This is a genomic window from Kitasatospora sp. NPDC101157 (assembly GCF_044768255.1).
In the GTDB taxonomy this organism is placed as follows: Bacteria; Actinomycetota; Actinomycetes; order Streptomycetales; family Streptomycetaceae; genus Kitasatospora.
The window spans coordinates 70,603-93,199 of record NZ_JBIWPL010000024.1 but is presented as its reverse complement, the minus strand read 5'-3'; the positions used below and the strand labels follow the sequence as shown (position 1 = coordinate 93,199).

27 protein-coding genes and 1 pseudogene are annotated in these 22,597 nt (G+C 70.4%); 17 read left to right on the top strand and 11 right to left on the bottom strand.

What is annotated here, in order from left to right; all coding sequences use genetic code 11:
* Positions 1–819: 819 nt before the first annotated feature.
* Positions 820–1,866 (bottom strand): PQQ-binding-like beta-propeller repeat protein, encoded by a 1,047-nt coding sequence (locus ACIRVF_RS33760; protein ID WP_402826546.1) that lies wholly within the window; start codon positions 1,864–1,866, stop codon positions 820–822.
* A gap of 556 nt (positions 1,867–2,422) precedes the next feature.
* Positions 2,423–3,295, bottom strand: coding sequence for an alpha/beta fold hydrolase (locus tag ACIRVF_RS33755; RefSeq protein ID WP_402826543.1), 873 nt, complete (start codon positions 3,293–3,295; stop codon positions 2,423–2,425).
* 239 nt (positions 3,296–3,534) lie between these two features.
* On the opposite strand from ACIRVF_RS33755, the gene ACIRVF_RS33750 reads away from it, so the two are divergent.
* The 3 genes from ACIRVF_RS33750 (at position 3,535) to ACIRVF_RS33740 (ending at position 5,710) form a co-directional block, all read left to right on the top strand.
* A complete protein-coding gene (locus tag ACIRVF_RS33750) occupies positions 3,535–4,266 on the top strand; it encodes a hypothetical protein (RefSeq protein ID WP_402826540.1) in 732 nt (243 codons plus the stop codon).
* Positions 4,267–4,805: 539 nt separating this feature from the next.
* Positions 4,806–4,928: a hypothetical protein gene (locus ACIRVF_RS33745; protein WP_402826537.1), complete on the top strand. Its 123-nt coding sequence runs from the start codon at positions 4,806–4,808 to the stop codon at positions 4,926–4,928.
* The gene (locus tag ACIRVF_RS33740) at positions 4,925–5,710 is read left to right on the top strand and encodes a S1 RNA-binding domain-containing protein (RefSeq protein WP_402826534.1); all 786 of its coding nucleotides are present in this window, start codon (positions 4,925–4,927) and stop codon (positions 5,708–5,710) included. The genes ACIRVF_RS33745 and ACIRVF_RS33740 overlap by 4 nt, the downstream gene beginning before the upstream one ends.
* A 45-nt stretch (positions 5,711–5,755) precedes the next feature.
* Here ACIRVF_RS33740 and ACIRVF_RS33735 read toward each other — a convergent pair whose 3' ends face one another.
* The 4 genes from ACIRVF_RS33735 to ACIRVF_RS33720 all read right to left on the bottom strand — a co-directional run bounded on the left by ACIRVF_RS33735 (position 5,756) and on the right by ACIRVF_RS33720 (position 8,200).
* Entirely contained in the window at positions 5,756–6,241 is a 486-nt protein-coding gene (locus ACIRVF_RS33735) for a hypothetical protein (protein WP_402826531.1), read from the bottom strand.
* 12 nt (positions 6,242–6,253) lie between these two features.
* Positions 6,254–6,658, bottom strand: coding sequence for a hypothetical protein (locus ACIRVF_RS33730; protein ID WP_402826528.1), 405 nt, complete (start codon positions 6,656–6,658; stop codon positions 6,254–6,256).
* Positions 6,655–7,116, bottom strand: a complete 462-nt coding sequence (locus ACIRVF_RS33725; RefSeq protein WP_402826525.1) for a hypothetical protein — start codon at positions 7,114–7,116, stop codon at positions 6,655–6,657. The genes ACIRVF_RS33730 and ACIRVF_RS33725 overlap by 4 nt, the downstream gene beginning before the upstream one ends.
* Positions 7,117–7,690: 574 nt before the next feature.
* Complete coding sequence (locus ACIRVF_RS33720; RefSeq protein WP_402826522.1) at positions 7,691–8,200, bottom strand: hypothetical protein; 510 nt, start codon at positions 8,198–8,200, stop codon at positions 7,691–7,693.
* Positions 8,201–8,217: 17 nt separating this feature from the next.
* Here ACIRVF_RS33720 and ACIRVF_RS33715 point away from each other — a divergent pair, with 17 nt between their 5' ends.
* The 3 genes and pseudogenes from ACIRVF_RS33715 (at position 8,218) to ACIRVF_RS33705 (ending at position 9,669) form a co-directional block, all read left to right on the top strand.
* Positions 8,218–8,820, top strand: a complete 603-nt coding sequence (locus ACIRVF_RS33715; RefSeq protein WP_402826519.1) for a hypothetical protein — start codon at positions 8,218–8,220, stop codon at positions 8,818–8,820.
* A 15-nt stretch (positions 8,821–8,835) separates the two neighbouring features.
* Positions 8,836–9,042, top strand: a pseudogene (locus tag ACIRVF_RS33710) (helicase associated domain-containing protein); the annotation flags it as partial.
* A gap of 282 nt (positions 9,043–9,324) precedes the next feature.
* The gene (locus tag ACIRVF_RS33705) at positions 9,325–9,669 is read left to right on the top strand and encodes a hypothetical protein (protein WP_402826516.1); all 345 of its coding nucleotides are present in this window, start codon (positions 9,325–9,327) and stop codon (positions 9,667–9,669) included.
* A gap of 355 nt (positions 9,670–10,024) precedes the next feature.
* On the opposite strand, the gene ACIRVF_RS33700 is transcribed toward ACIRVF_RS33705, so the two are convergent.
* Entirely contained in the window at positions 10,025–11,395 is a 1,371-nt protein-coding gene (locus tag ACIRVF_RS33700; protein WP_402826513.1) for a PQQ-binding-like beta-propeller repeat protein, read from the bottom strand.
* Positions 11,396–11,629: 234 nt separating this feature from the next.
* Between ACIRVF_RS33700 and ACIRVF_RS33695 the strand changes: the two genes are divergently transcribed.
* Positions 11,630–11,992, top strand: a complete 363-nt coding sequence (locus tag ACIRVF_RS33695) for a hypothetical protein (protein WP_402826510.1) — start codon at positions 11,630–11,632, stop codon at positions 11,990–11,992.
* A gap of 1,327 nt (positions 11,993–13,319) precedes the next feature.
* Here the strand turns inward: ACIRVF_RS33695 and ACIRVF_RS33690 are convergent.
* Positions 13,320–13,490 carry a hydrophobic protein gene (locus ACIRVF_RS33690; RefSeq protein WP_402826508.1) on the bottom strand — a complete coding sequence of 57 codons (171 nt, stop codon included), beginning with the start codon at positions 13,488–13,490 and terminating at the stop codon, positions 13,320–13,322.
* Between the two features lie 125 nt (positions 13,491–13,615).
* Between ACIRVF_RS33690 and ACIRVF_RS33685 the strand changes: the two genes are divergently transcribed.
* Positions 13,616–13,789, top strand: coding sequence for a CsbD family protein (locus ACIRVF_RS33685; protein ID WP_402826505.1), 174 nt, complete (start codon positions 13,616–13,618; stop codon positions 13,787–13,789).
* A gap of 936 nt (positions 13,790–14,725) precedes the next feature.
* Here ACIRVF_RS33685 and ACIRVF_RS33680 read toward each other — a convergent pair.
* From ACIRVF_RS33680 to ACIRVF_RS33670, 3 genes are read right to left on the bottom strand one after another with little or no spacing between them, the layout of a single operon-like run.
* Positions 14,726–15,658, bottom strand: a complete 933-nt coding sequence (locus tag ACIRVF_RS33680) for a hypothetical protein (protein WP_402826503.1) — start codon at positions 15,656–15,658, stop codon at positions 14,726–14,728.
* Positions 15,655–16,269, bottom strand: coding sequence for a cytochrome b N-terminal domain-containing protein (locus ACIRVF_RS33675; RefSeq protein ID WP_402826500.1), 615 nt, complete (start codon positions 16,267–16,269; stop codon positions 15,655–15,657). Before ACIRVF_RS33675 ends, ACIRVF_RS33680 begins: the two co-directional genes overlap by 4 nt.
* Positions 16,259–16,444 carry a hypothetical protein gene (locus ACIRVF_RS33670; protein ID WP_402826497.1) on the bottom strand — a complete coding sequence of 62 codons (186 nt, stop codon included), beginning with the start codon at positions 16,442–16,444 and terminating at the stop codon, positions 16,259–16,261. Before ACIRVF_RS33670 ends, ACIRVF_RS33675 begins: the two co-directional genes overlap by 11 nt.
* Before the next feature lie 324 nt (positions 16,445–16,768).
* On the opposite strand from ACIRVF_RS33670, the gene ACIRVF_RS33665 reads away from it, so the two are divergent.
* From ACIRVF_RS33665 to ACIRVF_RS33625, 9 genes are all read left to right on the top strand, one after another.
* Complete coding sequence (locus ACIRVF_RS33665; protein ID WP_402826495.1) at positions 16,769–17,560, top strand: hypothetical protein; 792 nt, start codon at positions 16,769–16,771, stop codon at positions 17,558–17,560.
* A gap of 635 nt (positions 17,561–18,195) precedes the next feature.
* Complete coding sequence (locus ACIRVF_RS33660) at positions 18,196–18,660, top strand: hypothetical protein (RefSeq protein WP_402826493.1); 465 nt, start codon at positions 18,196–18,198, stop codon at positions 18,658–18,660.
* A 72-nt stretch (positions 18,661–18,732) separates the two neighbouring features.
* Entirely contained in the window at positions 18,733–19,128 is a 396-nt protein-coding gene (locus ACIRVF_RS33655) for an RICIN domain-containing protein (protein WP_402826490.1), read from the top strand.
* Positions 19,129–19,167: 39 nt separating this feature from the next.
* Complete coding sequence (locus tag ACIRVF_RS33650) at positions 19,168–19,428, top strand: hypothetical protein (RefSeq protein WP_402826488.1); 261 nt, start codon at positions 19,168–19,170, stop codon at positions 19,426–19,428.
* A 24-nt stretch (positions 19,429–19,452) separates the two neighbouring features.
* The gene (locus ACIRVF_RS33645; RefSeq protein ID WP_402826486.1) at positions 19,453–19,668 is read left to right on the top strand and encodes a hypothetical protein; all 216 of its coding nucleotides are present in this window, start codon (positions 19,453–19,455) and stop codon (positions 19,666–19,668) included.
* Positions 19,669–19,757: 89 nt separating this feature from the next.
* Positions 19,758–20,648 (top strand): hypothetical protein, encoded by an 891-nt coding sequence (locus ACIRVF_RS33640; protein ID WP_402826483.1) that lies wholly within the window; start codon positions 19,758–19,760, stop codon positions 20,646–20,648.
* A 99-nt stretch (positions 20,649–20,747) separates the two neighbouring features.
* Entirely contained in the window at positions 20,748–20,888 is a 141-nt protein-coding gene (locus ACIRVF_RS33635; RefSeq protein ID WP_402826480.1) for a hypothetical protein, read from the top strand.
* Complete coding sequence (locus ACIRVF_RS33630) at positions 20,885–21,097, top strand: hypothetical protein (protein WP_402826477.1); 213 nt, start codon at positions 20,885–20,887, stop codon at positions 21,095–21,097. The genes ACIRVF_RS33635 and ACIRVF_RS33630 overlap by 4 nt, the downstream gene beginning before the upstream one ends.
* A 485-nt stretch (positions 21,098–21,582) precedes the next feature.
* Positions 21,583–22,533 (top strand): esterase/lipase family protein, encoded by a 951-nt coding sequence (locus ACIRVF_RS33625; protein WP_402826475.1) that lies wholly within the window; start codon positions 21,583–21,585, stop codon positions 22,531–22,533.
* The last annotated feature ends 64 nt before the right edge of the window (positions 22,534–22,597 follow it).

The following is a 22,597-nucleotide window of genomic DNA, read 5'->3' as shown; positions in this document are numbered from 1 at the left end:
GCCACCCATGCTGTACCCGGGCGTGCTGCCGCTCCCCCGTGTAGCAAGGTCACCCTTGCTGCACCACCAGAGCAGCGACCGGCGTGCAGCAAGGGTGACCTTGTTACATGACTCGCGGGCTGGCACCGCGCCGCCGGTTGCGACTGCGACCTGCAGGGCAATCGTGCCGCCCTGACTGCGACAGTCGTCGCAGTGCGCCGGAGGGCGCTGTACACCGTGTCGGCGTTCGTGATGAACCCGAGGTGTTTGACCTTGTTGCGGGGTCCTTCAGGGTCGACTCGTGGCTGCGGTGTCGAGGCTGCGGACCGTCACCGGACGCAGGTCGCGTGGGGTCGGAGTTGGCCGCGTGCACGACCATGAGATCCGCTGATCCGGCTGCTCGACCACAACGGCGATGTCGACCGCCCCACCCTGCGCCCGGGTCTGGCCGGACCGCACCTTGGGGGCTCAGAATTCCTTGGTCATGAAGACGCGGCTGATGCCGGCCGGCGCGCACGGCACTTTGCCCAGGCAGCGCCAGCCGTTGCGCTTGTAGAACCCGGGTACCTGGAAGCTGATGGTGTACAGGACGGCGGCCCGGCACCCTCGCGCCCGCCCCTCCCTCTCGGCCCGGCGCGGGATCTCGCTGCCCAGGCCCGAGCCACACAGCTCGGGCGGCAGGTGGAAGACGGCGGGACCCGATGGGCGCGCTGCGACGGGAGCTCCTTGAGGAGCTCGGTCCCGACCTGGCGGTGCTGCCCGCGCCGCCACAGCTGCGCTTCGTCCAAGACCGAGCGGCCGGGCGAGACCACGCCGTTCCGGCGCCGGCGGGCTTGGTGGTCAGAAGCCGATTGCTGGGTAGACCGAGAGCGCGGTGCCGTCGGCGTCGGGGCTTCCGATGCCCATGTAGGTGTTGACGATGAGCGGGGCGAGTGTCGGGGGGCTGGGCAGATCCTGGCCGGTGGCGGCGTTGAGGGCCACTGGGCCCCTTTGGGTCGTGCCGTAGACGACGCCGTGCCATGCGGTGGTCACGCGGGGAGCGACCCGGGTCTTGGCGTCATCGGGCAGGCGCCACAGGGTCTTCCCGCTGGCCGTGTCGAAGGCGAAGGCCATGTCCTTGTCCGCGCAGACGGTCACCGATCGCTCGTCGTAGGCGCAGCCGAAAGGCGTCGAGCCGCCGCTGAACTCAAAGATCTGCTTGCCGGTCGTGCTGTCGAGGATCCAGGCGGAACTCTTGAAACCGACGAAGCTGCGCCCCTGGATTGCTACCCGGTTGGGTCCGGCCGGGGTGAGGGTCGTGTCGAGCAGGTCGTAGGTCTGCTCAGCGGTCCAGGCGGCGCTTCCGTCCGCGATCTTCAAAGCCGACACCTGGTGCTTGGTGTACTCCGGCGAGACGAGACCGACGACCTGGTCGTCGGTGAGCTGGGCGCCGGTGAAGTTCTTCTGGGTCCAGAGGACCTTCTTCGTGGCGAGATCCACGGCCCAGACGAGGCCTTGGTCCGCGTCGGCCCCGGCGATGACCGCGGTCGTGCCGCGGACCCCGAGCACCGTGAGGGACCTGATGCCGGTGTGGTCCTGCGGGAGGTCGATCGGGATGGTCCAGGAGTCCGAGCCCTTTGAGGCGGACAGGGCGACCAGTTCGACAGCGGTGCGGTCCACGGATGTGCCCTGGCCCTGGATGACCATCCGGACCGCGGTCAGGACCATCCGCTGGCCGCCGGCCTGCGCGAGGACCGGCGGCGAGTGCAGGTTGCCGCCGTGCGTGGAGTTCGCAATGCCAACCATCTTGTGTCCATACAGGGCGTCAGCCTCAAGGCCGTAGTTGCCGGCGATGTAGTAGACCGTGCCATCGAGGAGGACGTCGGTGGCGTGCACTTCGTCCGGCAAGGTGCTGATTCCTTGCCCTGGGAGAACTTGGTCGGCGGGTCGTAGCCCTTGAACGTCGGCGACAACATCGACGGTGTGGCGGGCGATGCGGCAGACACCCCGCCAACTGGCGTACCCCCAGCGTCTCCTGTGGCCCCGCCCGTGCAGCCCGTCACCAGCACGACAGCGGCGGCAGTCACCGCGAGGTACGTGGGTATTCTCCGCGTCGTCATGTGTGAACCCCCCTCATCCACCCCGCAGACGTGGCGCCGGAGGGCAGTGATCACTCTATCGCGCTGGGTGAGGGTCCACAGGCCCGCTTCCTGGGCAGTAGGCGGTGCTGGCAGTCTGCCGTGCCGACGATGGGAGGGTTCCCGACGTAGGCCGACTCGGACATACTCGATGGTCCGGCCGCATGTGGCCGGCCGGGCCATCGCCGGGTGTGCGTCCTGGAGCCGGTTCTCAGCCCATGGCGTCGAGCGTGGACCGGTCGAACTGGACGACCGGTTCCGTGCTCAGGTGCCCCTGCCATGTCCCGAAGAGAACGCGCAGGTTGGCGAGCCGCCCGGGGACGCCCTCAGCCGAGGAAGGCGAGGACGCGCTTGCTCACTTCGTCGGGCGCCTCGACGAAGGGGAAGTGGCCCACGCCCGGGAGCAGGACGCCGTCCGAGCCCGCCGGCAGGGTCCGGAGCAGGTCCGCCAAGGACTCCTCGTCCATCACCGGATCCTCGCTCCCGTGGAGGTAGAGGGTGGGCTGGGTCGGTAGTTCGGCGAGGAGCGGGCCCATCTCCCACCGGTCGGTGCCGAAGGTCGCGGCCGGGAAGTTCTGGCGGTAGAGGCCGAGTCCCGAGCGCAGGTTCTCCGGTGCGCGCAGGGCGTTCTTGCCGGCCCCGCGGAACTCGGTGGTGTCCAGCCCCGGGTCTGCGGAGCCGCTCCAGTGCTGCCAGAGCCAGTCCAGGTAGGCGAAGTCGTCGACCGGGACGAGCTGGTCGGCGACGCCCATCTGGAAGAAGTAGAAGTGGCTGTTCTTGTGGATCTGCACGGGGTCGGCGGCCTTGCGCTCGTAGAAGCGCAGCGGCGGGACGTCGGCCACCACGATCTTCGACCAGCGCTGCGGCGCGTGCACCGAGGCGCCCCAGGTGGTGAACCCACCCCAGTCGTGCCCGATCAGGACGGCGTTCCCGTCGCCGCCCAGCGCCTCGTGCAGGGCGTTGGCGTCGGCGATCAGGTCGGCCATCCGCATGCTGCCGTCCGCCGGGACGGCGCTCGGCGCGAAGCCGCGCATGTACGGGGCGACGGCCCGGTAGCCGGCGGCGGCGAGGGCCGGCATCAGGTGGCGGAACATGTCCGGGGTTTCCGGAAAGCCGTGCAGCAGCAGGGCCAGCGGCCCCTCCCCCTGCTCCACGTAGGCGAAGTCGATGCCGTTCGCGGTGATGCGCTGGACGTCCATGCGTTCCTGGGTTCCCTTCCCCTGTGGGGCCCTGGCCCGCTCCGGGGGCGGGTAGGCCGGGGCGTCGCCCGCCCCGGCTCTCGGCTGGAACGAACGCTCTAGTGGGGTCACCGTAGCACGCACTAGAACGAACGCTCTATCCACGACGTCGGCCGGACGTTCGCCCGACGTTCGGGCCCGGCCGCCCCGCTCGGCAATTGGGTGTCGCTCGTCCGTTCGGGGCTGGTAGCGTCCTCGCCGTGGCAAAGCTGAACCAGATCATCGCCGTCGAAAAGGGCGTCAAGTCCAAGTCCTTCCAGGACCTGACGCAGGCCCACCAGGACCTGCAGAAGCCCGCGTTGCTGGCCGGGATCTCCCGCACCTACCAGCCCAAGGACGAGGAGGGCGAGCAGCTGCCGCCGGAGTCGACCCGGGTGCAGCTGAAGGCCGAGGACATCCTGCGGTCCACCGCGACCACCCTCACCCGGCTCTTCGACGTGACGGCCACCAAGGACTGGGCCAACGTCGGCGCCAGCGCCGACGTGGTGGTGGACGGTCAGGTGCTCCTCGCCAAGGTGCCGGTGCCGTACCTGCTGTTCCTGGAGAAGCAGCTCACCGACCTCTTCACCTTCGTGAAGAAGCTCCCGGTGCTGGACGCCTCCGAGTCGTGGAGCCTCGACCCGTCGACGGACTCCTGGAAGACCGAGCCGGTGCGCACCATCCGGACCAAGAAGGTGCCGCGCAACCACGTCAAGGCCGAGGCCACCGAGAAGCACCCGGCCCAGGTCGAGGTCTACTACGAGGACATCGCGGTCGGCTACTGGACCACGGTCAAGTTCTCCGGCGCACTGCCGGCCCGCCGGGTGAACGAACTCGCCGAGCGCGTGGAGAAGCTCCAGCAGGCCGTCAAGTTCGCCCGCGAGGAGGCCAACGCGGTCGAGGTCACCGACCAGCGGGTGGGTGACGCCGTCTTCGGCTACCTGTTCCGGTAGCCTCACGATCGCCCGCCCGGGGAGCCGGGCGGGTGCGCCGGGCGTCACCCTCCGCGGAGCCGGACGGGTGCGCTGCACGGCGCGCAAAGCTGACACTGATCAGTGAAGCTGACCGAGGGGTCACAGTGGGGGTTCGAATCCCTCCCCCGGCACCACCGGCCGGGGTAGCCCAAGCGGCAGAGGCAGCCCCCTTAATCTCAGACTCTCGCTCCAGTCTCAGCATTCGCCGCCGAACACCGGATCGACCGGGTGTGGACGAATATCGACGAATGCGGGTTCAAGTCCCGTCTGTGCCGCTCCGTGGCACGGTAGTTCAAAGGTAGAACGCGTCGATTTCAATCTGATCCACGGCCCTTAAACGTGTCGGTGTGCGCAATTGGGCGGCAAACAGGGGCCCGGGAGCTGGCTACGCTCCCGGGTCCTCTCGCATGCGCGGGCACCGTATGACGGGCGCTTGACGGGCTGTCACATACAGTCGGCTGCGGCGGTCGGCGGCCGACCGCGTCCCCGTGCTGTGCGGCCGACATCAGGAGCCCTCCATGTCCACGCCCGTCTACCGCTACAAGCTCACCGTCGCCGGGCAGGACCACCTGTTCGGCGACCTCTCCGGTAGGCTCCGCTCATGTCCGAGTCAGCCCCTGATCCTCGCCTGCGGTCCTTGATCAACCAGCTCCAGCCAGGACTGGTGAGAAGGGTGAAGGTCATCGGGTTCGACGGTTCGGATGTCCTCGTGAGTCTCGGGAATGCCGAAGGGGAGGGCAGCGAGATCGGGCGGATCCCCTGGCATGAGGCGTCGATGCGCCGGGTGGATCACCCGTCAGAGATCTTCGAGGTCGGCCAGGAGATCGATGCCGAAGAGATCGGACGTTGGGGCGAGGGCCAGCTCCATGTCTCCGCCAGGGCGTGCGAGGACCCAGCCTTGCGGTCCTTTGTCCTCGGAATTGAACGAGGACAGGTAGTCACCGGAACCGTCTCCGAAGTTCACAACTTCGGGGTCTTCGTTCACCTCGATGGCGAGCCCGAAGGATCGTGCACCGGGTTCATTCGCGTGCCGGATCTGACGTGGTCCCGAATCAGCCATGCCGCTGAGGTCGTCCAAGCCGGCCAGCGCGTCAGAGCCGAAGTGATCAACGCTGAGACGCGCTCCGGACAGGTCGCCATCTCTCTGAAGGCCCTGCAGGAAGACCCTCTCGTCCAGTTCGCTGATCAAGTGGGCCAAGTCCTTCAAGGGCCGATCACCAAGGTCATCCCTTTCGGCGTGTTCGTCCAACTTGCCGCAGGCGTCGAGGGATTCCTCCACCTCTCGGAGCTGACCGATGAGCCAGTTGAGACCCCTGATGAGATCGTCGGCGAAGGCGAGGTGATCACGGTGAAGGTTGCTGAGGTCGACCTCCAGCGTCATCGGGTGAGGCTGTGTGCCGCTGCGGAAGGAAGCGACCGGTAGGTCGCTTCGACCTCACTCGTCGAGAACTTCCGCGTCCGAGGGGATCTAGGGGAAGCTGGCCCAGCGGGGTTCCGAGGGGCGGTTCAGGTCGAAGGCCAGGACCGCGTCGATGAAGTCCTGCGGGGGCTGGTAGCCGTGGTCCAGCACGTAGTGTCCGACAAGGAGTGGGGCGGCGAAGGCGGCCCCTTGCTGTGCTGGCACGCGGATTTCGCCGTTCCCGATGCAAGCGCGGACGTGGCCGGGCCGCCGCCAGGTCTGCTCGTCCGCCGGGGGGTTGTCCGGGCAGAGGTCGCAGTCGTGATAGCCGAGGCACTCGTTGACGGCCTGGACCGCAAGGATGGCCTGCAGCTTCTCGGCGAAGGCCGCCGGGACGGGGCCGGCGGTCCAGGGCTCTTTCGCGTCGAGCCAGCCGATGTTGATCCGCTCGTAAGGGGCCTTGAAGCTGACGAATCGGTAACCGGTCGTCCTGTCGGTGAAGGTGTCCCGGTCGCTGGCCGAGTAGCTGTAGGGCGTGAGGTCTGGATAGAACACCAGTGCCTGATGTCACCGTCGTCGTTCAGGCAGGCGGGCGACCTTGGTCGCTTCTTCGAGAGCGCTGCCGAGGCGGGTGTTGTCGAGGGCCAGGCGCTGGATCTGGGCCGCGGCGAATCGGAGGTTCTCGGTCAGTGACCGGTTGGCCCGGCGGAGCTTGGCGTTCCTTGCGACGAGGACGTCGTAGGGATTCGACCGGGCGTCGGTCCTCGTGGGGACGGGCGGGCTGGTGCGGAGAGTGGAGATCTCCTTGGCGAGCTCGGGGAAGTGCCGGCGGAAGGTGGTGATGCTCAGGCCGAGCTTGGTAGCGAGGGCGAGGACGCTGGGGCGGTTGCCGTTGTCCCGGCACTCGCTCAGGTACTGGTCCATGACCCGGCGGACGCGGGCCTCGACGGGGATGTCGGCGGGGTGTGTCACGCGGTCTCCCGGGTGGTGCTGTTCCGTCGGAGGAACGCGGTGGTCTCCGCGCGGCGGGCGTCCAGCCGGTGTCGCAGCAGTGGCGGCAGGGGCGGGCGGGAGGTGAGCCGGCGGTCGATGCGGTCGATCTCGCGCTGCCAGGTGGCCGTGTTCTCTGGGGTGAGAGCGACGTTTCGGCAGGCCAGGGGCTTGCAGCCGCTGTGGTCGGGGAGGTCCTCGCTGCGGCGATGGCGGGCTCTCTCGCAGAGGGCCTTGTTGTGGTCGTGGACGCAGGTGACGTACTCGCCGGGATAGACCGTCGGGTCGTGACGTGACATCAGCCGCCGCAGGCGGTTCTGGTCCAGGACGGTCTTGCCCTGGAAGCGGGCGTGGGCGCCGAACGCCTCCAGCCGACGGACGGCTTCCTCGGCGGCGGGGCCGGTGAGGTCGGTGTGCTCGTGCGCGTCGATCGCGGCCATGAGGCGTTCGCCGCGGGCGAGGGCCTGTTCGCTCTACACTTCCGCGCGGAAGCCGGACTCGCTGGTGCCCGCGTAGCCTTTGAAGACCTGGATGCAGTGGTGCCGGAATGCCAGGGCCCCGGCGATCACGCCGCCGGGGCGGGCCCCTGAGAGTGGTCGTGGCGAGCCGCAGCGTCGCCATGGCAGCCGCGGACCCGGCCGCTCGGCAGCGGGGCCCGCCCGCCAGGCGGCAGGAGGCGATCAGCAGCTGGGGGTCTGGTGCGCGGTTGGTGTGGCTGCGCTGGAGCGGCCACGACGGCATCCGCACCCTTCACCACGGCGCCGGACTTGCCCGCGGCTGGGTGGAAGGACTGGGCGGCTGGGGGCCCTGGTCGAGGGCCGGATCGTGCGCAGCGCTCGCCGGGGCCTCGCCGCGCCGAAGCCCGTCGTGCACGCCGAGGTGTGGGCGGCCGGCGTGACGCTGCACGCCGCGGTTGAGGCCAAGGACGGCCTGACCGATCTCACCGTCGGCACCGACACCGACGCCTGGCCTCCGGGTTCGGCCGCGCCTCGGCGTGCCGACGACCGTCGGCTGTCAGATGTGGTCGGTCAGCGGCTTGAGGTGGTTCACGGCGCTGGAGAAGTCGTCCTGCAGCTGGTCGTAGGCATCGGCGTCACCGGCGGTCACCGCGTCGCAGAGCTTGGCGGCCTTCTGCAGGTCGCCGAGGGCCTGACCCCACTCTGCGGGAGAGCCCGCTTCCGGCTGCTGGCCGTTGACCGTCTTGGCCATGGTCGTGCAGGCCTTGCCCACCGTCGCGGTGTCCCCGTGTGCGCTCATGATGGTTGCGGCCATGGGGATGAAGGCACTGGTCACGGCGCTGTACTGCGGGGAGTTCAGCGCCCAGACCCGCGCGGGGCTGTCACTGGCGCTGGGGCTCGCGACGGTGCTCGCCGTGGTCGAAGCAGCCGGAGCAGCCGGAGCGGAGGCGGAGGTGGAGGCGGTGGCCGGGGCGGCCACCGCCTTGCTGCCTGCGGGGGTGCTGCTCGCACAGCCCGCCAGGGCGGCGGCGGTCACGAGCAGGCAGGTTGCGGCGGCGCGGCGCATGGGTGTCCTTCGAGTCGTTGGGTGATGAACCGAGACCGTACTCCGCCGCCGCGCCCGCCGATCAGCAGGGGGGTCAGCCGACCGCGGCGAACGCCACGCTGCGCCAGTGCTGGACGTGCCGGGGCTCCATCGGCGGGGAGGAGGGCTCGCTGCTGGAGCTGACTGGGACCCTGGGCCAGGGCATCGAGCACGGCTACCTCGCCGATCCCAGGAGCTCGGTGATCGACATTGTCCAGGCCGTCGGGCGGGCGCTGCGCCAGTCCTATCGGCAGGGCAAGCTGTCCTGGGTGATCATCCCGGTCTACCTCCCGACGCCTCTGGTCGCCGACGAGACGGCGGGCGAGCAGCCGCCGGCCCCGGTGGAGTCGCCGATCGACTGGCTGCGGATCGACGCCCGCCGGCACGCGGCGTGGATCCTGCAGACGGTGAAGCTGCGCGCGTTCAACCCGCGGGCGAGTGAGTGGCAGCGCATGCACGCCGTCGCCGCCAGGTTCCACCTGGAACACGGCCACCTGGACCCCACCGACAAGACATGGATGCGCCGTCAGCGCAAGGCCGAGGCCCTCGGCGCCGACCAAGCGCCGAAGCTGGACGTGCTGGACGAGTTGTGGCGGCTGTAGCCGGACTGGAACCGCTCCTACCGCGGCCTGCTCGCCTACCTCGCCGTCGGCGGCACCTTGGACGGCCCCGCCAACCGCACCGGCCTCGGCGACGACCCCGCGTTCCGCCCCGGCGCGTGGCTGCGCAAGCAGGACAAGGCCCGCACCGACGGCAAGCTGACCGAGCAGCAGACCGCCCTCCTGGACGCGCTCACCCGGCACGCCACGACCGTGACGGGCTGACTCGTCGCACTCACCGTCCAGGCCAGCTCCGGTCAAGGCCGCCCGTTCCCCGGAGGAGACGATTCACCCCCACCCAACACATGAGCCGAAGGCGTCCCGGCACGCGCAGTGGACCTGTTCATGACGCGACGGTGGCCACGAGCTCTTCGAGGACGACACCGCGGTCGATGCCAACCCACCACTACGAACAGGGGCGACGGCCCCAAGATCGGCTGGCACGGACGCGCCGAGTGCGGCACCTGCCCACCGACTGACCGAAACACACGACGGAAAGGGACACCCGTGGACGAAGACCAGCACGACGAACGCTTCCCCCTCGTCCTCTACCGGCACGACGGCGGCGAGCTGATGATGCCCGCCGGCCACGTGACCGCCCTGCTGCGCCACATCGCCGAGACCTTTCGGCTGTGGAGGGTACGCGGCCAGGTACGGATGGACCTGGAGACCACCGCCCGGCTGTACGACGCGCTGGTGCGCTACGCCGCCGACCTCGACGCAGGCATCGTCGACGCGCACAGCCCGGCCGCAGATCCGGCGACGGACCGGGCACAGGCGGACGAACTCGCCCGGTACCTGGCCGAGGTGACCGGCGCCTACCTCGCGGCCGACGAGCCCTCCGCCGGCTGATGACCCGCTTCCCGTACCCGACTCCCGCAGACCCCGCGCGATGACCGCCCCGACCCGGCGCGAGCAGGTGGCCGCGCTGGTCTCCACCCGGGCGATCTCGGTGGGAGGACCGCGTGCTCCAGGCGAAGCTCTACCTGGTGAAGGACCGCGCTGCGTGAGTGGTCGCGACAGAATCCGCGACACGGACTGACCGGCCGGCCCTGCTGGAACGCATGGTCGGCCGGTGGCCGCCGGTGCCGGGGATACGGCCGCGCTCGGGCCGCCCCTTGGGCGGTGGCCGGCTGGGGTCTACTGGCAGAACTCGTCGAATACGCCGGTGAGGTCGGGGGCCACCGCGCTGGCCGGCGGTGGCGCGTCAGGCTCCGTCGAAGGCCGTGACGCCGGTGGTGGTGCCGAGCAGGATCCGGCTGCCGGTCAGCACCGGGGAGGCGAAGTGCGGGAGCGGGTCGGTGGCGGTCTGCTGGAGGATCCGGCCGGTGGCCGGATCGAGGGCGTAGAGCCGCCCGCGCCCGTAGTCGGCGACCCAGACCGCGCCGCCGCCGATGACCGGCGAGCCGGCGGCGCCCAGGGGTACCCGCCAGCCGGAGTTCAGCGAGCCGTCGTCGGCGACGGTGAGCTGGGCGAGCGCGGTGTCGCACGGGACGTACACCGTGCTGCCGGCCACGGCCGCGCCGCCGTACGCCGGGCAGAGCGGGGCCTCGGCGAGCCGGCCGCCGATGCCGCCGAGGTGCTCGGCGTCCAAGGCGTAGGCCGTGCCGCGCTTGCCGACGGCGAGCACGAAGCGGCCCACCCGCACCGGGGCGAGCGCGCCGAGGTCGAGGTCGTCGGCGTTGTCGGCGGCCCAGTCGACGGGGGCGAAGAAGTCGGTGCGCTCCAGCCGCGGGGAGAGCGCGAGCACCGAGTCGGAACCGTCGTACGGGCCGCCGGTGGCCGCGCCGTTGCCCACCGAGACGTACAGCTGCTCCCGGTCCACCACCGGTCCGCCGGAGGCCCAGCTGCCGCCCTGGCGGGTGGTCGGCACTGCGTAGGACAGGATCGGGCCGCCACCCGTGACGGGGACCGACAGCACGCTGCCGACGTAGTTGCCGCAGTCGCCGAACAGACCGCCGTACGCGATCACCACCCGGCCCTGCCACAGCGCGAGGGCCGAGCGCTGCTGGTGGGCGATCGGGTCGCCGCGCGGCGGCTCGACCTCCCGCTGGAGCCGCAGCTCGCCGGTCACCGCGTCCAGCCCCGCGAGCAGGTGCCGGCCGCCGGTGAGCTCGGCGACGGCGAGTAGCAGGCCGGTGGCCGGGTCGTACACGGGCGTGCCGGTGATGCCGAGCGGGTCGATGTTGCCGCACGGCAGCTCGGCGGACCGGGCGGGCTCACCCAGGTGGCGGCTCCACAGCACCGCGCCGGTTGCCAGGGCGAGGGCGTACACGGTGTTGTTCTGGGTGGCCGCCAGCACCCGGTCACCGACCACCAGCGGCTGGCCGTAGACCGCGCCGTCCAGCCGGGCCGACCAGGCCCGGCTCAGCGGCCCGGCCGGCGGTACGCCGGGGGCGACGCCGGTGTGCAGCGGGTCGCGGTGGTACATCGGCCAGTCGCCGTCGCGCAGTTGGGTGGGCGTACCGGCGGTACCGGACGGGACCAGCACGGTGGGGACCACCGGCCCGGGGTGTCCGCCGGACGCGCAGCCCGGGAGCAGGGCCAGCAGCGCGACGAGGACGGGCCAACGAGGCATGGTCCGACACTGCCCGGCCCGCGCGCCGGTCGTGGGGATATGTCACCTGTCCGAGGGCGTGTCCTTGGTTCGGCGCGCCTTCCGCAGCCCTGCCGATTCCGTCACCCGAGCGAGCGCACCGGCGCTTGCAGTTCCGCCTGCAGTGTCATCGGCTGGCTGCGCGTCGTCTGGGCCAGGACGTCGCTGTAGGGCTGCTTGGTCGCCACGATCATGGCGGTCAGTGAGGCGAGAGCGGTGCACCGCTTCAGCCCCGCCGTAGTGAAGTTCCTCGTGGTCGACGTGACCGACATGACAGCCCTCGCCGAATCCGCCCGCGTCCTTGGGATGACCGTCAACCACCACCTCGACGAGGCGATCATCGGCCTCGCCCCGGGGATCACCAACAAGTGGGAAGCCCTCACCTCTCTCGGCATCGACCAGTACAACGCCTTCGGCAACGACATCAACGACCTTGACCTGCTGCGCAACGCACAGCACTCCGTCCGCGTCGGCACCCACCCCGGCCTGGACGACGTCGCCCACGTCACCGCCGCCCCCGATCCGGAAGCCGTCGCCGCAGAGATCTCCCGGCTTGCCGCAGCGGCGCCCGCAGACTGAGGAGTGCGCACCGACGTCAACGGCTCCGTCCGAGGTGATCCACCGCTGCCGGAGCGACTGCCCGCAATGGACGGCCCACGTAACGGTGAGTTCGATACCCCCGGCCTTGGCTGGGGCGTCTTGTGTCGCCGGGGCGCTGCGCTCGTTGAGCACCGGGTGGGCGTCCTGGCCAGGGTGCTTCCGCTGGTGCCTCGTCCGGTACGTACCCCCACGGCAGCGGGACGGTATGGCACCGCTGCCCGGGTCGGCCGGCTGCCTGGACGGGCGGGCCGACCCGTCCAGGTAAGGACATCTCCCAAGTCCCGCGCGGGCACCGGCGCGACGGGCATCCTGGACGCCGTGACCATCCGGCCCCGGGTTTGGCTGGGTGATGCGTCGTTGAACCCGGGCATGGATGAGTTCGGGTTCCTCCGGGTGGAGGTGTGCCGGAGCTGGGTGCCGGTTTGCTTGGCTGCGCGGAGTGCGCGCGGACGTTGCTGGTGTTCCGCGTGCTGGCCGGGCCAGGAGTGTCGGCGGCGCCGAGAGCGCGTCCGGCCTGCGGCACGTTCACGAGCGATGCCGCCGCCGTGGTCGACGTTCCCGGGGTGGTTGACCTGCCCCCGCTCGGCGGCCCGGCTCGGCCCACCGGACATAGTTCGGTACGGGGGCCGGCGCAGGATTCGGTCCGGGGTTCGGTTCGGCGCCCGGCTCTGGTCCCGCTTGCCCGGCTGTTGGTGCTGCTCGTCGGGGGTGCCGGGCCAGACGCAAAGTCCGCCGGCGCGGTGCGGGTGCGGGTCGAGGCGGACCGCGTGGTGTTCCGGCAGTGGCCTGGAGGAGGTGGTCTGCGGCGTGGACCGCGCGGGTGCGCTGAGCGGCAGCGGACCGGCGCCCCTCATCCACGCACCGCTTCCCACACCGCCGACAGCGATGCTCGCCCGCTGTTGGAGCGCTGCCGGACGGCATGCTCGCGGCCGAAAAACTCGCAGGTCAAAGCCCTGGCCATGGGCTGATCGACGGGTTTGGCATTCCCGGCACGGCGGCCCCACCACAGCACCACCGGGCCGCCGAGCAGAGCAGCCGCGCCTCCCGTCGGCGCTGCTGGCCTCCCACCGGCCGGGCCCGCGTGGAACGCACCCCCTCGTTCCCTGGCCCGGGCCGCCTGCGCCTCAACACCTCTGGACGGCTTCGGCCGTCCCACCCGGGATGCGCACAGTGAACCCGCTCCTGCGGCGACGCGGGTCGGGCGGATCCACCGCGCGACACGCCCCCGGCACGCGGTGGGCGTGCCGACGTGGCACGCACAGCGGTGTGCATGCCACGTCGTGTTTCCCCGGGGTTCGTGCGGGACCTACCAGCGGTACCAGCGGCTCCGGTTGCCCGATGCGCCGGTGCCACGGGCCACGAAGCCCAGCAGCCAGACCACCAGGACCACGATCGCCACCCACCACAGGGCCTTCAGCGCGAAGCCGGCACCGAACAGGAGCAGAGCCAGCAGCAGTACCAGCAAAAGGGGAACCATGTCGACCTCCGTAGTCAGCGTCAGCGAACCGGTTGCCCCGCTCCACGGCACATATTCGCAGGAATGTTCCCGCCGGACGGGGGCAGTCGGCGGACCGATGACGTTCCGACGAAGCGGAGGCCGCGATGAGTGCCAGTGACAAGATCGAGAACACCGCCGACAAGGCCAAGGGCGCGGTCAAGGAAGGCGTCGGCAAGGTGACCGGCAACGAGCGCCTGCAAGCCGAGGGCAAGGCCGACAAGGCCAAGGGCGACATCAAGCAGGCGGGCGAACACGTCAAGGACGCCTTCAAGGACTGACCCTTCACGGTCTGCGGCGGGGGGGGGGCCCCCCCCCCCCGGGGGGGGCCCCCCCCCCCCGCCGCAGTCGTGACGGCTGGCCCGGCGCGTGGCCGGGGAGTGGCAGGCCATGGGACCCGAACGGCCGGGCGTGGTGACGGGTCTTGCCTGCGTCGATACCCACCCAGATGGCGGTCGCTCGGTTCCTCCGTGCGTCGACGGATCGGAACAGGTCGCGTACCGACGCCTGCTCGCCTACCTCCCCGCCGGCGGAACCCTGGGCGGCCCCGCCAACCTCGCACCGGTTTCGGCGATGATCCGGCGTTCGGGCCCGGCGCGTGGCTGTGCAAACATGGCAAGGCCCTCACCGACGGGACACTCCCCGAGCGGCAGGCCGCGCTTCCGGACGCCCTCCACCCAGGCGCCGAGACCGCCACCGGCGGCCCCGGCCCGCAGGCCCCGCAAACATCGAAATGGGGCGGCTTCGCTGTGTGGGGTCCGCCGGCGCCGGAACTGGACGCCGCCCACCGACCGCGGCCTGGCAAGCTCGACCGCGACTGCGGCCTCGGCGACGGCCTGGTCCACCTCACCTGGATGGGCGCACCGGCGTCCAAGCCCTCGAACAGCGCGGCCGCCTGGACGGCAGGACCGACATCCAGGACGAGCCCGGCACGTGGACCGCCCACATTGGCAGCCGCCCCCTCAACAACGGCGTCAACGACCCGGACGGCGTGGCCCAGCAGCGCTTCTCCACCCCCGGTCACCAGCTGACACTCGGCCAGGCCCACCAATCAACGACGTCCTGCGGCAGAAGCACTGCTGACCTCGCTCAGGCCGAGTGCCGATGCTCGGACGATTGCCCGGGCAGCGGCACTGCGCGGACCCATTCCTCGGCCGCCGCCCGGCGCGCGTCGGTCGTGGTCGGGAGGGACCACGGCGGGGCGCCGGCCCGTTCAGTCAGCGCCGCGTGCGGTAGTAGTCGCGCCAGACGAGCCGGTAGACCCGGGTCCAACGGGGGACGGACCGGATGCCGGGGATGAACGGCACCAGGATCAGGGCGAGGCTGAGCACGGCCATGATGGCCCCGATCTCGGCATCGGCGCTCTTCGAGCTCTTGAACGGGTCGATCTGGTACCAGAAGGTGTAGAGCCACAGCCACGCCTGCCCGGGGTAGCTCCCGGTCTCGTTCATCATCCCCCACTGGGCGCCGGTCAGGTGGTGTTCGGTGGCCCGGTCCGACAGGTACGAGCCGTCGGCGAGGAAGAGCATCGGCTTGGTGTAGGCAGTCTGGTAGAAACGGCCCGGTGACAGCAACTGCCCGTCGAGTGAGCCCGCCCGGGCGAGCGTCAGCAGGCGGGCGGTCAGTACCGGCACCGGGCCGTAGTCGCCAGGGGCTGCCTTGGCCGGATCACCGTCGGGTGCCTTGTTCAGGGCGTCCGCGTAGGCCGAGCCCCAGGACTGCTGCTGGTCGGCGGACGCGGCGTTCCACCGGGCGAGCGCGGCCGTGACCTCCGGCTGCTCCGGGGCCTGTCGCAGGGGTCGCAGCACGAAGTCCTCGGCCGGGTCGACGGGGATGCGGACCCCGGCGGCCCGCTGCAGGCTGAGCGGACCGATCTTCTGGCCGGCCCCCGGAGTGTGGTTGTAGGGCGGGCCGTACTGCGCGGAGGTGCTGGTGCCGGCGAGTTCGGCCACAGCCGTCGCGGTGAAGTCGTTCGGGGCAGCGGTGGACCAGGACGCCAGGGTGGTCGGTGGCACGTTCGGGGAGGAGAACAAACCCGCCAGTCCCGCACTGAGCAAGGCGGTGACAGCCAACGCGATCGTGAACTCCTTGACAAGGTCGTAGCGGCGGGTGGGGAAGGCGTCCGACTCGGGCACCTGGGCGGACTTCACCGCCCGTCCCCGAGTGCGGTGGCACCGATCGGCGGCACGATGCCGCGCATGCGGACGAGCAGGATGTGCCAGACGGACAGCAGCCCGATCGCGAGCGGGAGCAGGAGGATGTGCCACATCAGCATCTGGCCGAAGTCGAAGACGTTGAACCAGGCGCCGATGCCGGTCGCGTTGAGCGCGTCTTTGGCCTGCCCGGAGATCCACTGGGAGTCGAAGTTCTGCTGGACCAGGTAGCCGGTGAAAGCCGTGGCGAGCGAGACCAGGAAGGTCACAGCGCCGGTCATCCAGGTCAGGGCCCGACGGCCGCGCCAGGCGGCCATGAAGAACTTGCCCCACAGGTGGATCACCATGACGGCCATAAACAGCTCCACGCTCCACAGGTGGACGCTGTTGACGTACCTACCGACACCCGAGACGTGCCACCAGCCGGGGCCCATCAGCGCGAGCACACCGCCGGAGACCAGGACCACCACCAGCGCCGACACGGTGAGCACACCGAAGACGTAGATCCACGACGCCATGTAGGCCGGCTGGGTCTCAGGGATGAGCTTCTCGGGCGGCAGCCTCCGCAGGGCATACCGCCGCACCGCCCCGGTCCAGCTACTCCTCATCACGCCGCCCCCGCGGGAAGGGCAGCAGCAGTGCGGCGACGAAGAGCGTCACCATCAGGCACATGACCACCAGGTTCGCCGCGGAGATCTGGACCACTCCCCAGTGCAGGTAGTGACCCGGGTGGTTGAGGTCGACGGGCGCCGCGAAGGCGCCCGTCATCGGCGCTGCTGTCATCGCCGTTCCCTTCCGGCCGCTGAACAAGATCTGGCGTCAGCCTGACGCGGCTGGTGCGCGCCGGCACGCGCAGTGGTCTGAACGCGCGAGGATCGGCGCCGCACGGGGGATTCGGTCGGCAGGCCCTGCCGACCGTGGTGGAGGCGGCCCGGCTCCTGGAGTGAGGTTCCCCCGAGGTGCGGAGGTTGCCGTAGATGGCCTGTGGAGTTCTTCGGTGCCGAGCCGGTGGAGTATCCCGATGCCGGCGCCTACCAAGCGGCCCGACGAGCCCTCCGCCGGCCGATGACCCCCCTTCCCGTCCCCGACTCCCGGAGGCCCCGCGCGATGACCGGCATCACCCGCCCCGACCCGAACCCCACCGCGACCGACTGGCTGGAGCTGGCCCCGAACAGCATCCGGCCCGCTCCCGCCGACCGGGACCTGGGCCGCCCGATCCTCGACTCCCCACTGGTGCGCGGTTCGGTGTGGCTGCGCTGGAGCGGCCATGACGGCATCCGCACCCTCCACCACGGCGCCGGACTGGCCCGCGGCTGGACGGAGCGAGACGTCGACGGCCTGGACGGCTGGGTGGCCCTGGTGGAGGGCCGGGTCGTCCACAGCGTCCGCCCGGACGGCCCGCCGGAGCCGGTCGTGCACGCCGAGGCGTGGGAGGCCGGCGCGACGCTGCACGCCGCCCTCGCCCAACATCCAGCCCCCACTCACTTGACCCAGGACGAGGACGAGCCCGACAGCCAGGAGCACGCTCTGCTCGGCGACCTCCTCAGCCGGGTCCGCCGCCGGGCCGCCGGGATGACCCTGGAGAACATCCAGCACGCCCTGGAACCAGCCCGGTTCGAGGAACGCTGCGCCGACCGGTACGCCGACGCCGGACACGAGAGCGCCTACACCACCGCCGCCACCACCCTCGCCGAGTGGCAGCGCATCCACGACCACACCGCCACCACCCGCGCCGAACGCTACGACCCCGACCACGACACCGCCCTCCAGCACGCGCTGCGCCGCGCGCACCACCGCCAGGACGTCGCCGCGTGCGCCCGCGAAGCCGCCCTCCGCGCCCGCCGGAGCACCGACGCCGCCCACCGCTCCCTCGCGGCGAAGCGCCTCCGTGAACGTTGAGTAGGCGCCCCGGTAGCCGAGCTGGACCACTTCATCGAACAGCGCGGACGCCCACAAGTGCGGGGCGTCACAGAGGCGTTGGCGGCAGTAGTCCAGGAACGGCACGAAGGCGTCAGGGGGCTGGCGACGTTGCTGCGGGATCCGCTCGCCGTTCAGGTAGGCCCGGATCGTCTTGCGGTCCCGGCCCAGATGGCGGGCGATCGCCGAAATCGTCCATCCCTGACGGCTCAGAGCGTGCGCGTCGAGGTCTTCTTCCACCGTGAGCACCAGCCCCTCCGACGAGGCCCAACCGTTGGCCACGCAGGCTTGCCGCAGCCCACCCCAGCTATCCAGACACGCCGGACAAGATCACCCAAAGGGTGGGGAACTCAGCCCAGCATGTTTGGCCCCACCCCCAGTACCACCTGGCGAACTTCAAGTAGCGCCATCACCCCTGGCCCCGACGATCGAACTCCTGGAGCAGACCGCCGAAGCCTGGTCGCTGAAGGGCGGGCGCCGGGGCCTGGCGGTGGCAGCCTGCTCACGGGAGGAAGCACTGGAGAGCGCGGAAGCCGGCGGCCGGATCCGCGCCCAGGTGTCGACGCAGGCCGCGCGGATCGCCGACCTGGGCGCCTCCGCGAAGCGCCAAGGACGGCTTGGCCGACCTCGGCGCCGACACCGACGGTGCCGACCGCGAGGGCGCGGAGCGGCTGCCCGCGTTGTGCTCGATGGACGACGAGGCCATCTACGGCCCCACCGTCTACACCTGGACGCTCGGCCAGGGCATTGAACACGGCTACCTCGCCGACTACCGCGTCCTCGTCCCCGTCGTCACCGACGAAGACCTACGCGACCTCCTCAACCTCCCCGCCGTCGCCGACCTGCGCACCCAACGCACCAACGAAGACCTGCTGCGCCTCGCGTTGCAGGTCGCGGTGCTGCGGGCGGTTGCCGATCTGGACCTGCGCCGCGTGCGCCCCTCGGCCTGGGCGTGTCAGGCCTCGGACAGGCAACCCCAGTTGGAAAGCTTTGTGTGCGACGGTTCTGGGTTTGCTGCGGTCGCCGGTCACAGCTTGCCCGACTGGAACCGCCGCACGACTCCACCTCCGCCAGTTGCCTGAGACCCACGCACGCACAGCGCGAGACGAGGTGAGCCGTCGGGAAACCAAGGTGGGACAACCGAGGAGGGTGGCATGGCGATCGATCGGACGCAGGCCTACATGCTGCGTAACAAGAGCAGCGGCCTGTACCTGTGCACTTCGAACCTCGATAAGAACTCGCAGATGATGACCCAGTGGAAACGCGAGGAGAGCGGGTCCGCGAGGGCGGCGGAGACCTGGCTGCTCATGCCGATGGGAAACAAGAAGTACCTTCTCGCCCAGAAGTCGAGCGGCCTGCTTGCCACGCCCAACAATGGCTCGTCGAACCCGGACCAGGTCAACACCTACCGCGCTGACAGCAGCCAGATGGCCAGTCAGATCTGGATCGCCCAGGAGCGGGACGGATCGATCGCGTTGCAGAACGAGAACGGCGGCCTTTACCTGACGCCCAACAACTTCAGCCGGGAGCCGGATCAGGTTAACACCTGACGTGAGGAGACCGGGGAGTACCGCGACAGCCAGGAGTGGGTGCTGGAGCCGGTCGAGACCCTCACGGCGGTCTCCGAGGCTCTGAAGAGCACGGTGCACGACAACATCGGCGATGTCGAACGGCTGACCGGTTTCGCCGACCCCAGGAAGAGCAAGACCGACCCTGTCCTGGTGGGAATGGTCCTGCTTCCCTTTGCCGCGATCCAGGACTCCAGCCGTAGTTTCGAGTGGCAGGCCAATCACAGCCCCCCGCCGTGGGGCGGTCACCGCAATTACCACCGGATACGGTCTTCGGTGTAACTCCCGATCAAGGAAGAACACCTGATGAGCGACGTGATCGTCTCTGCCGAGGCGGTTGCGGGTGAGGTAGAGGCCGACGGTGTCGATGCGGTGGTGGTCGGGGGTGTCGAGGAGGAGGTAGCCGAGGGCCGCCACCCTGGCCACCTGGCCCGTCGCTTCCTCTTCCACGACGACACCGAGCAGGCGCTGCGCGCTGCTGAGCCGGCGGTCCGCCGGCACGACGGTCCCCCCGACCGATGATCCGAACGGTTGCCTCTTGGCGCCACGGGTGCTGCGCCGGGCGCGGCTGGGGATGCTTCGCGCCGGTGACAACTGTCGGAAGGATCTTCATGCTGCAGCACCTGTTCGCGAACCTGGCACGGATGGCGACCGTCTCGGCTCTCACACTGGCGACCAGCGTCGGCGCGGCCGGGGTGGCCGGCGCCGCCTCGCCGGAGGACAACCCCATTGAGGTGCGCCTCGGCGCCTCGGGCCTACAGGCGCCGGACACCGCCAAGGGCGGCCTGGTCAGCTTCCGGGTCAAGACCGACGACCCGAACGGCCGACAGCTCCAGCTGCTGCGCCCGCACGACGGCGTGACGGCCGAGCAGGTCTACCAGGACCTCGCCAAGGCCGTGAACCCCGCCCCGCACACCGCACGCGAGGGCATCCGGGCCGTGAACAACGAGGCGGACCTACTGGGCGGGGCGCTGGTCACCCCGCAGGTGCACGAGCAGTTCACCGAGGAGATCGGCCCCGGCCCCGTCTACCTGCTGGACCTCACCGCGTTGCGCGAAGACCCGACCCACCCGGTGTCCAAGCGCCTGGACCTGGTCGGCACCAACGGACAGAACGCCAACCAGGCCCGCTTCGACGACGGCATCGTGATCGAGCACGACCAGCGCTTCCAGACCCTGGACGTCGACCACGCGCACCTGGCCTACCTGGTGCACAACCAGTCCTCGCAGATCCACGAGATGGAGCTGCGGCCGATCGGTGCGGACACCACCGAGGACCAGATCGACCAGTACCTGCGCAAGGTCCAGCTGGGACGCCCCGCCCAGTCGCCGTTCACCGGCCCGGCCACCGGCCTCGGTGCCATGTCCGGCGACCACCAGGCCTCGGTCCAGGCGCACGGCCTCACGCCCGGGCGCTACGTACTGCTGTGCATGCTGCCCGACGAGCGGACCGGGGTCCCGCACGCCGAGCTGGGCATGCGCGAGATCGTCACCCTGAAGTGACCGGGCTTCGGTGAGCTTCTGAACTCCCCTGCCGCAACAGCCGTGCAGGGACCGTTCCGGCAGGCGCCCTGCTGCGCCGGGCCTTCCCCGGACGATCTGTTGCTCGCGGACCTCACCACCCCGACGTGGGCCGTGACCACGGGCGTCCCGTCGCGTATCCAGGTCGAGGCGAAGGACGCCCTGGTCGCCCGCCTCGGCTGCTCCCCGGACCGCGGGGACGCCGTCGTCCAGGCGATGTGAGCGGAGCAGACGGCACTGTCCGCCGTGCACTCCCCGGCTGGCCGCACCCCAAGGGCTTTCTGGGCGGTGTCCACCGCCAGGACACCTTCAACCGGCATCTGAGCGCTCACAAGGCGTCCCCCGACACCTACCGCAGCGCGTTCGCCTTCGCCGCGCTCCTGAACACCCAGGCGCTGCTGCGCCTGGTGGACCGCTACCTGTACGTCTGAGCGTTCGTACTCCGCCTGGGACTGCTGGCCGAGCACGGCCCGCTCGGCCCCGTCTGGTGGGGCTACGGCCGCCCCGGACGGCACGCCCTGCTCGACGCCCTGGAGAACCCGAACAACCGCGCCGCCTACAACCAGCGCCAGAAGGCCCGGGAGAAGAAGGCCCGCCGGGAGCACCGCGAACAAGATGACGTTACGTCACTCGCGTGGGTGTTAATGGGCAGACGTCGGTATGCCGATGCGCCATTGGGGCGACAGCATCACCAATCGTTACGGATGGCTACGAATTGTGATCATCACTGGTGGCTGTGCCGTTGGCGTCCCGGAACTTTGTCGCAAAAGGCACCGCCATGACTTCTTCGCGCCCGTCTTCCGCCTGTCCGGACTCCCAATCCGCCGCGCCTGTGGACCGCTCGGCCGCTACGGACCGTCAACGCGCCAGCCTTCCGCCCACCAGGCGAGTCCCCCGCGCGCTGCCGGCAACCGTCATGCTCGCTTCACTCCTGGCGACCTCCGCGTTTGCGGCCCCTGCCGTCGCCGCCGGCCCAGTTCACCGGCAGACCGCGCGCCAGGCCGGCACACTGCCGCACTTCTCCACCTTCCCCACCGCCTTCGTGGCTTCCCTCGCCAACCCGGACGCCGACCCGCCTGGTGCGAACGACTGGAGCTGCAGGCCCCCCGCCGCACACCCCCGTCCGGTAGTGCTCGTCCACGGCACGTGGGAGAACGCCTTCGACAACTGGAACGAGCTCGCCCCCGAGCTTCAGGCGGACGGCTACTGCGTCTTCGCCCCCAACCTCGGCGGCCGGCCCGGCGAAGTCCTCAAGGGCAAAGCCCACATCCCCGACTCCTCCGCGCAACTCGCCGCCTACGCCGACCGCGTTCTGGCGGCCACCGGCGCCAACCAGGTTGACCTGGTCGGCCACTCCCAGGGCGGCGGCGTGCTGCCCCGCTGGTACCTGAAGAACGACGGCGGCGCCGACCGCGACAACCCCGCCAACAGCCGCGTCCACCAGCTGATCGGCATCTCGCCCAGCAACCACGGCACCAACCTCGACGGCCTGGTCTACCTCGCCAAGGCGCTCGGCTTGCTCTACCCCATCGGGCAGTTCGGCGGCCAGGCCCTCGCCGACCAGGTCGAAGACTCCGAGGTCAACAGAGCCCTGGACGAAGGCGGCGACACTATGCCGGGCGTCTCCTGCACCACCATCGTCACCAGATACGACGAGGTCGTCACCCCCTACGACCACCAGTACCTCAAGCCCGGACCCGACGCCCCCGTGGACAACATCACCCTCCAGGACGTCTGCGCCCTCGACCACAGCAACCACATCGGCAGCTCCTACGACCCCATCGCCCTGCGCCTGGTCCGCAACGCCCTCGACCCCACCACCGCTCAGCAGCCTGACTGCCTGTTCATCCCGCCCGTCTTCAGCTGAACATCCCGCCCCAACGCCTCAGGAGGCAATGATGCAACGACACCGCACCCTCATCCGGACCGCA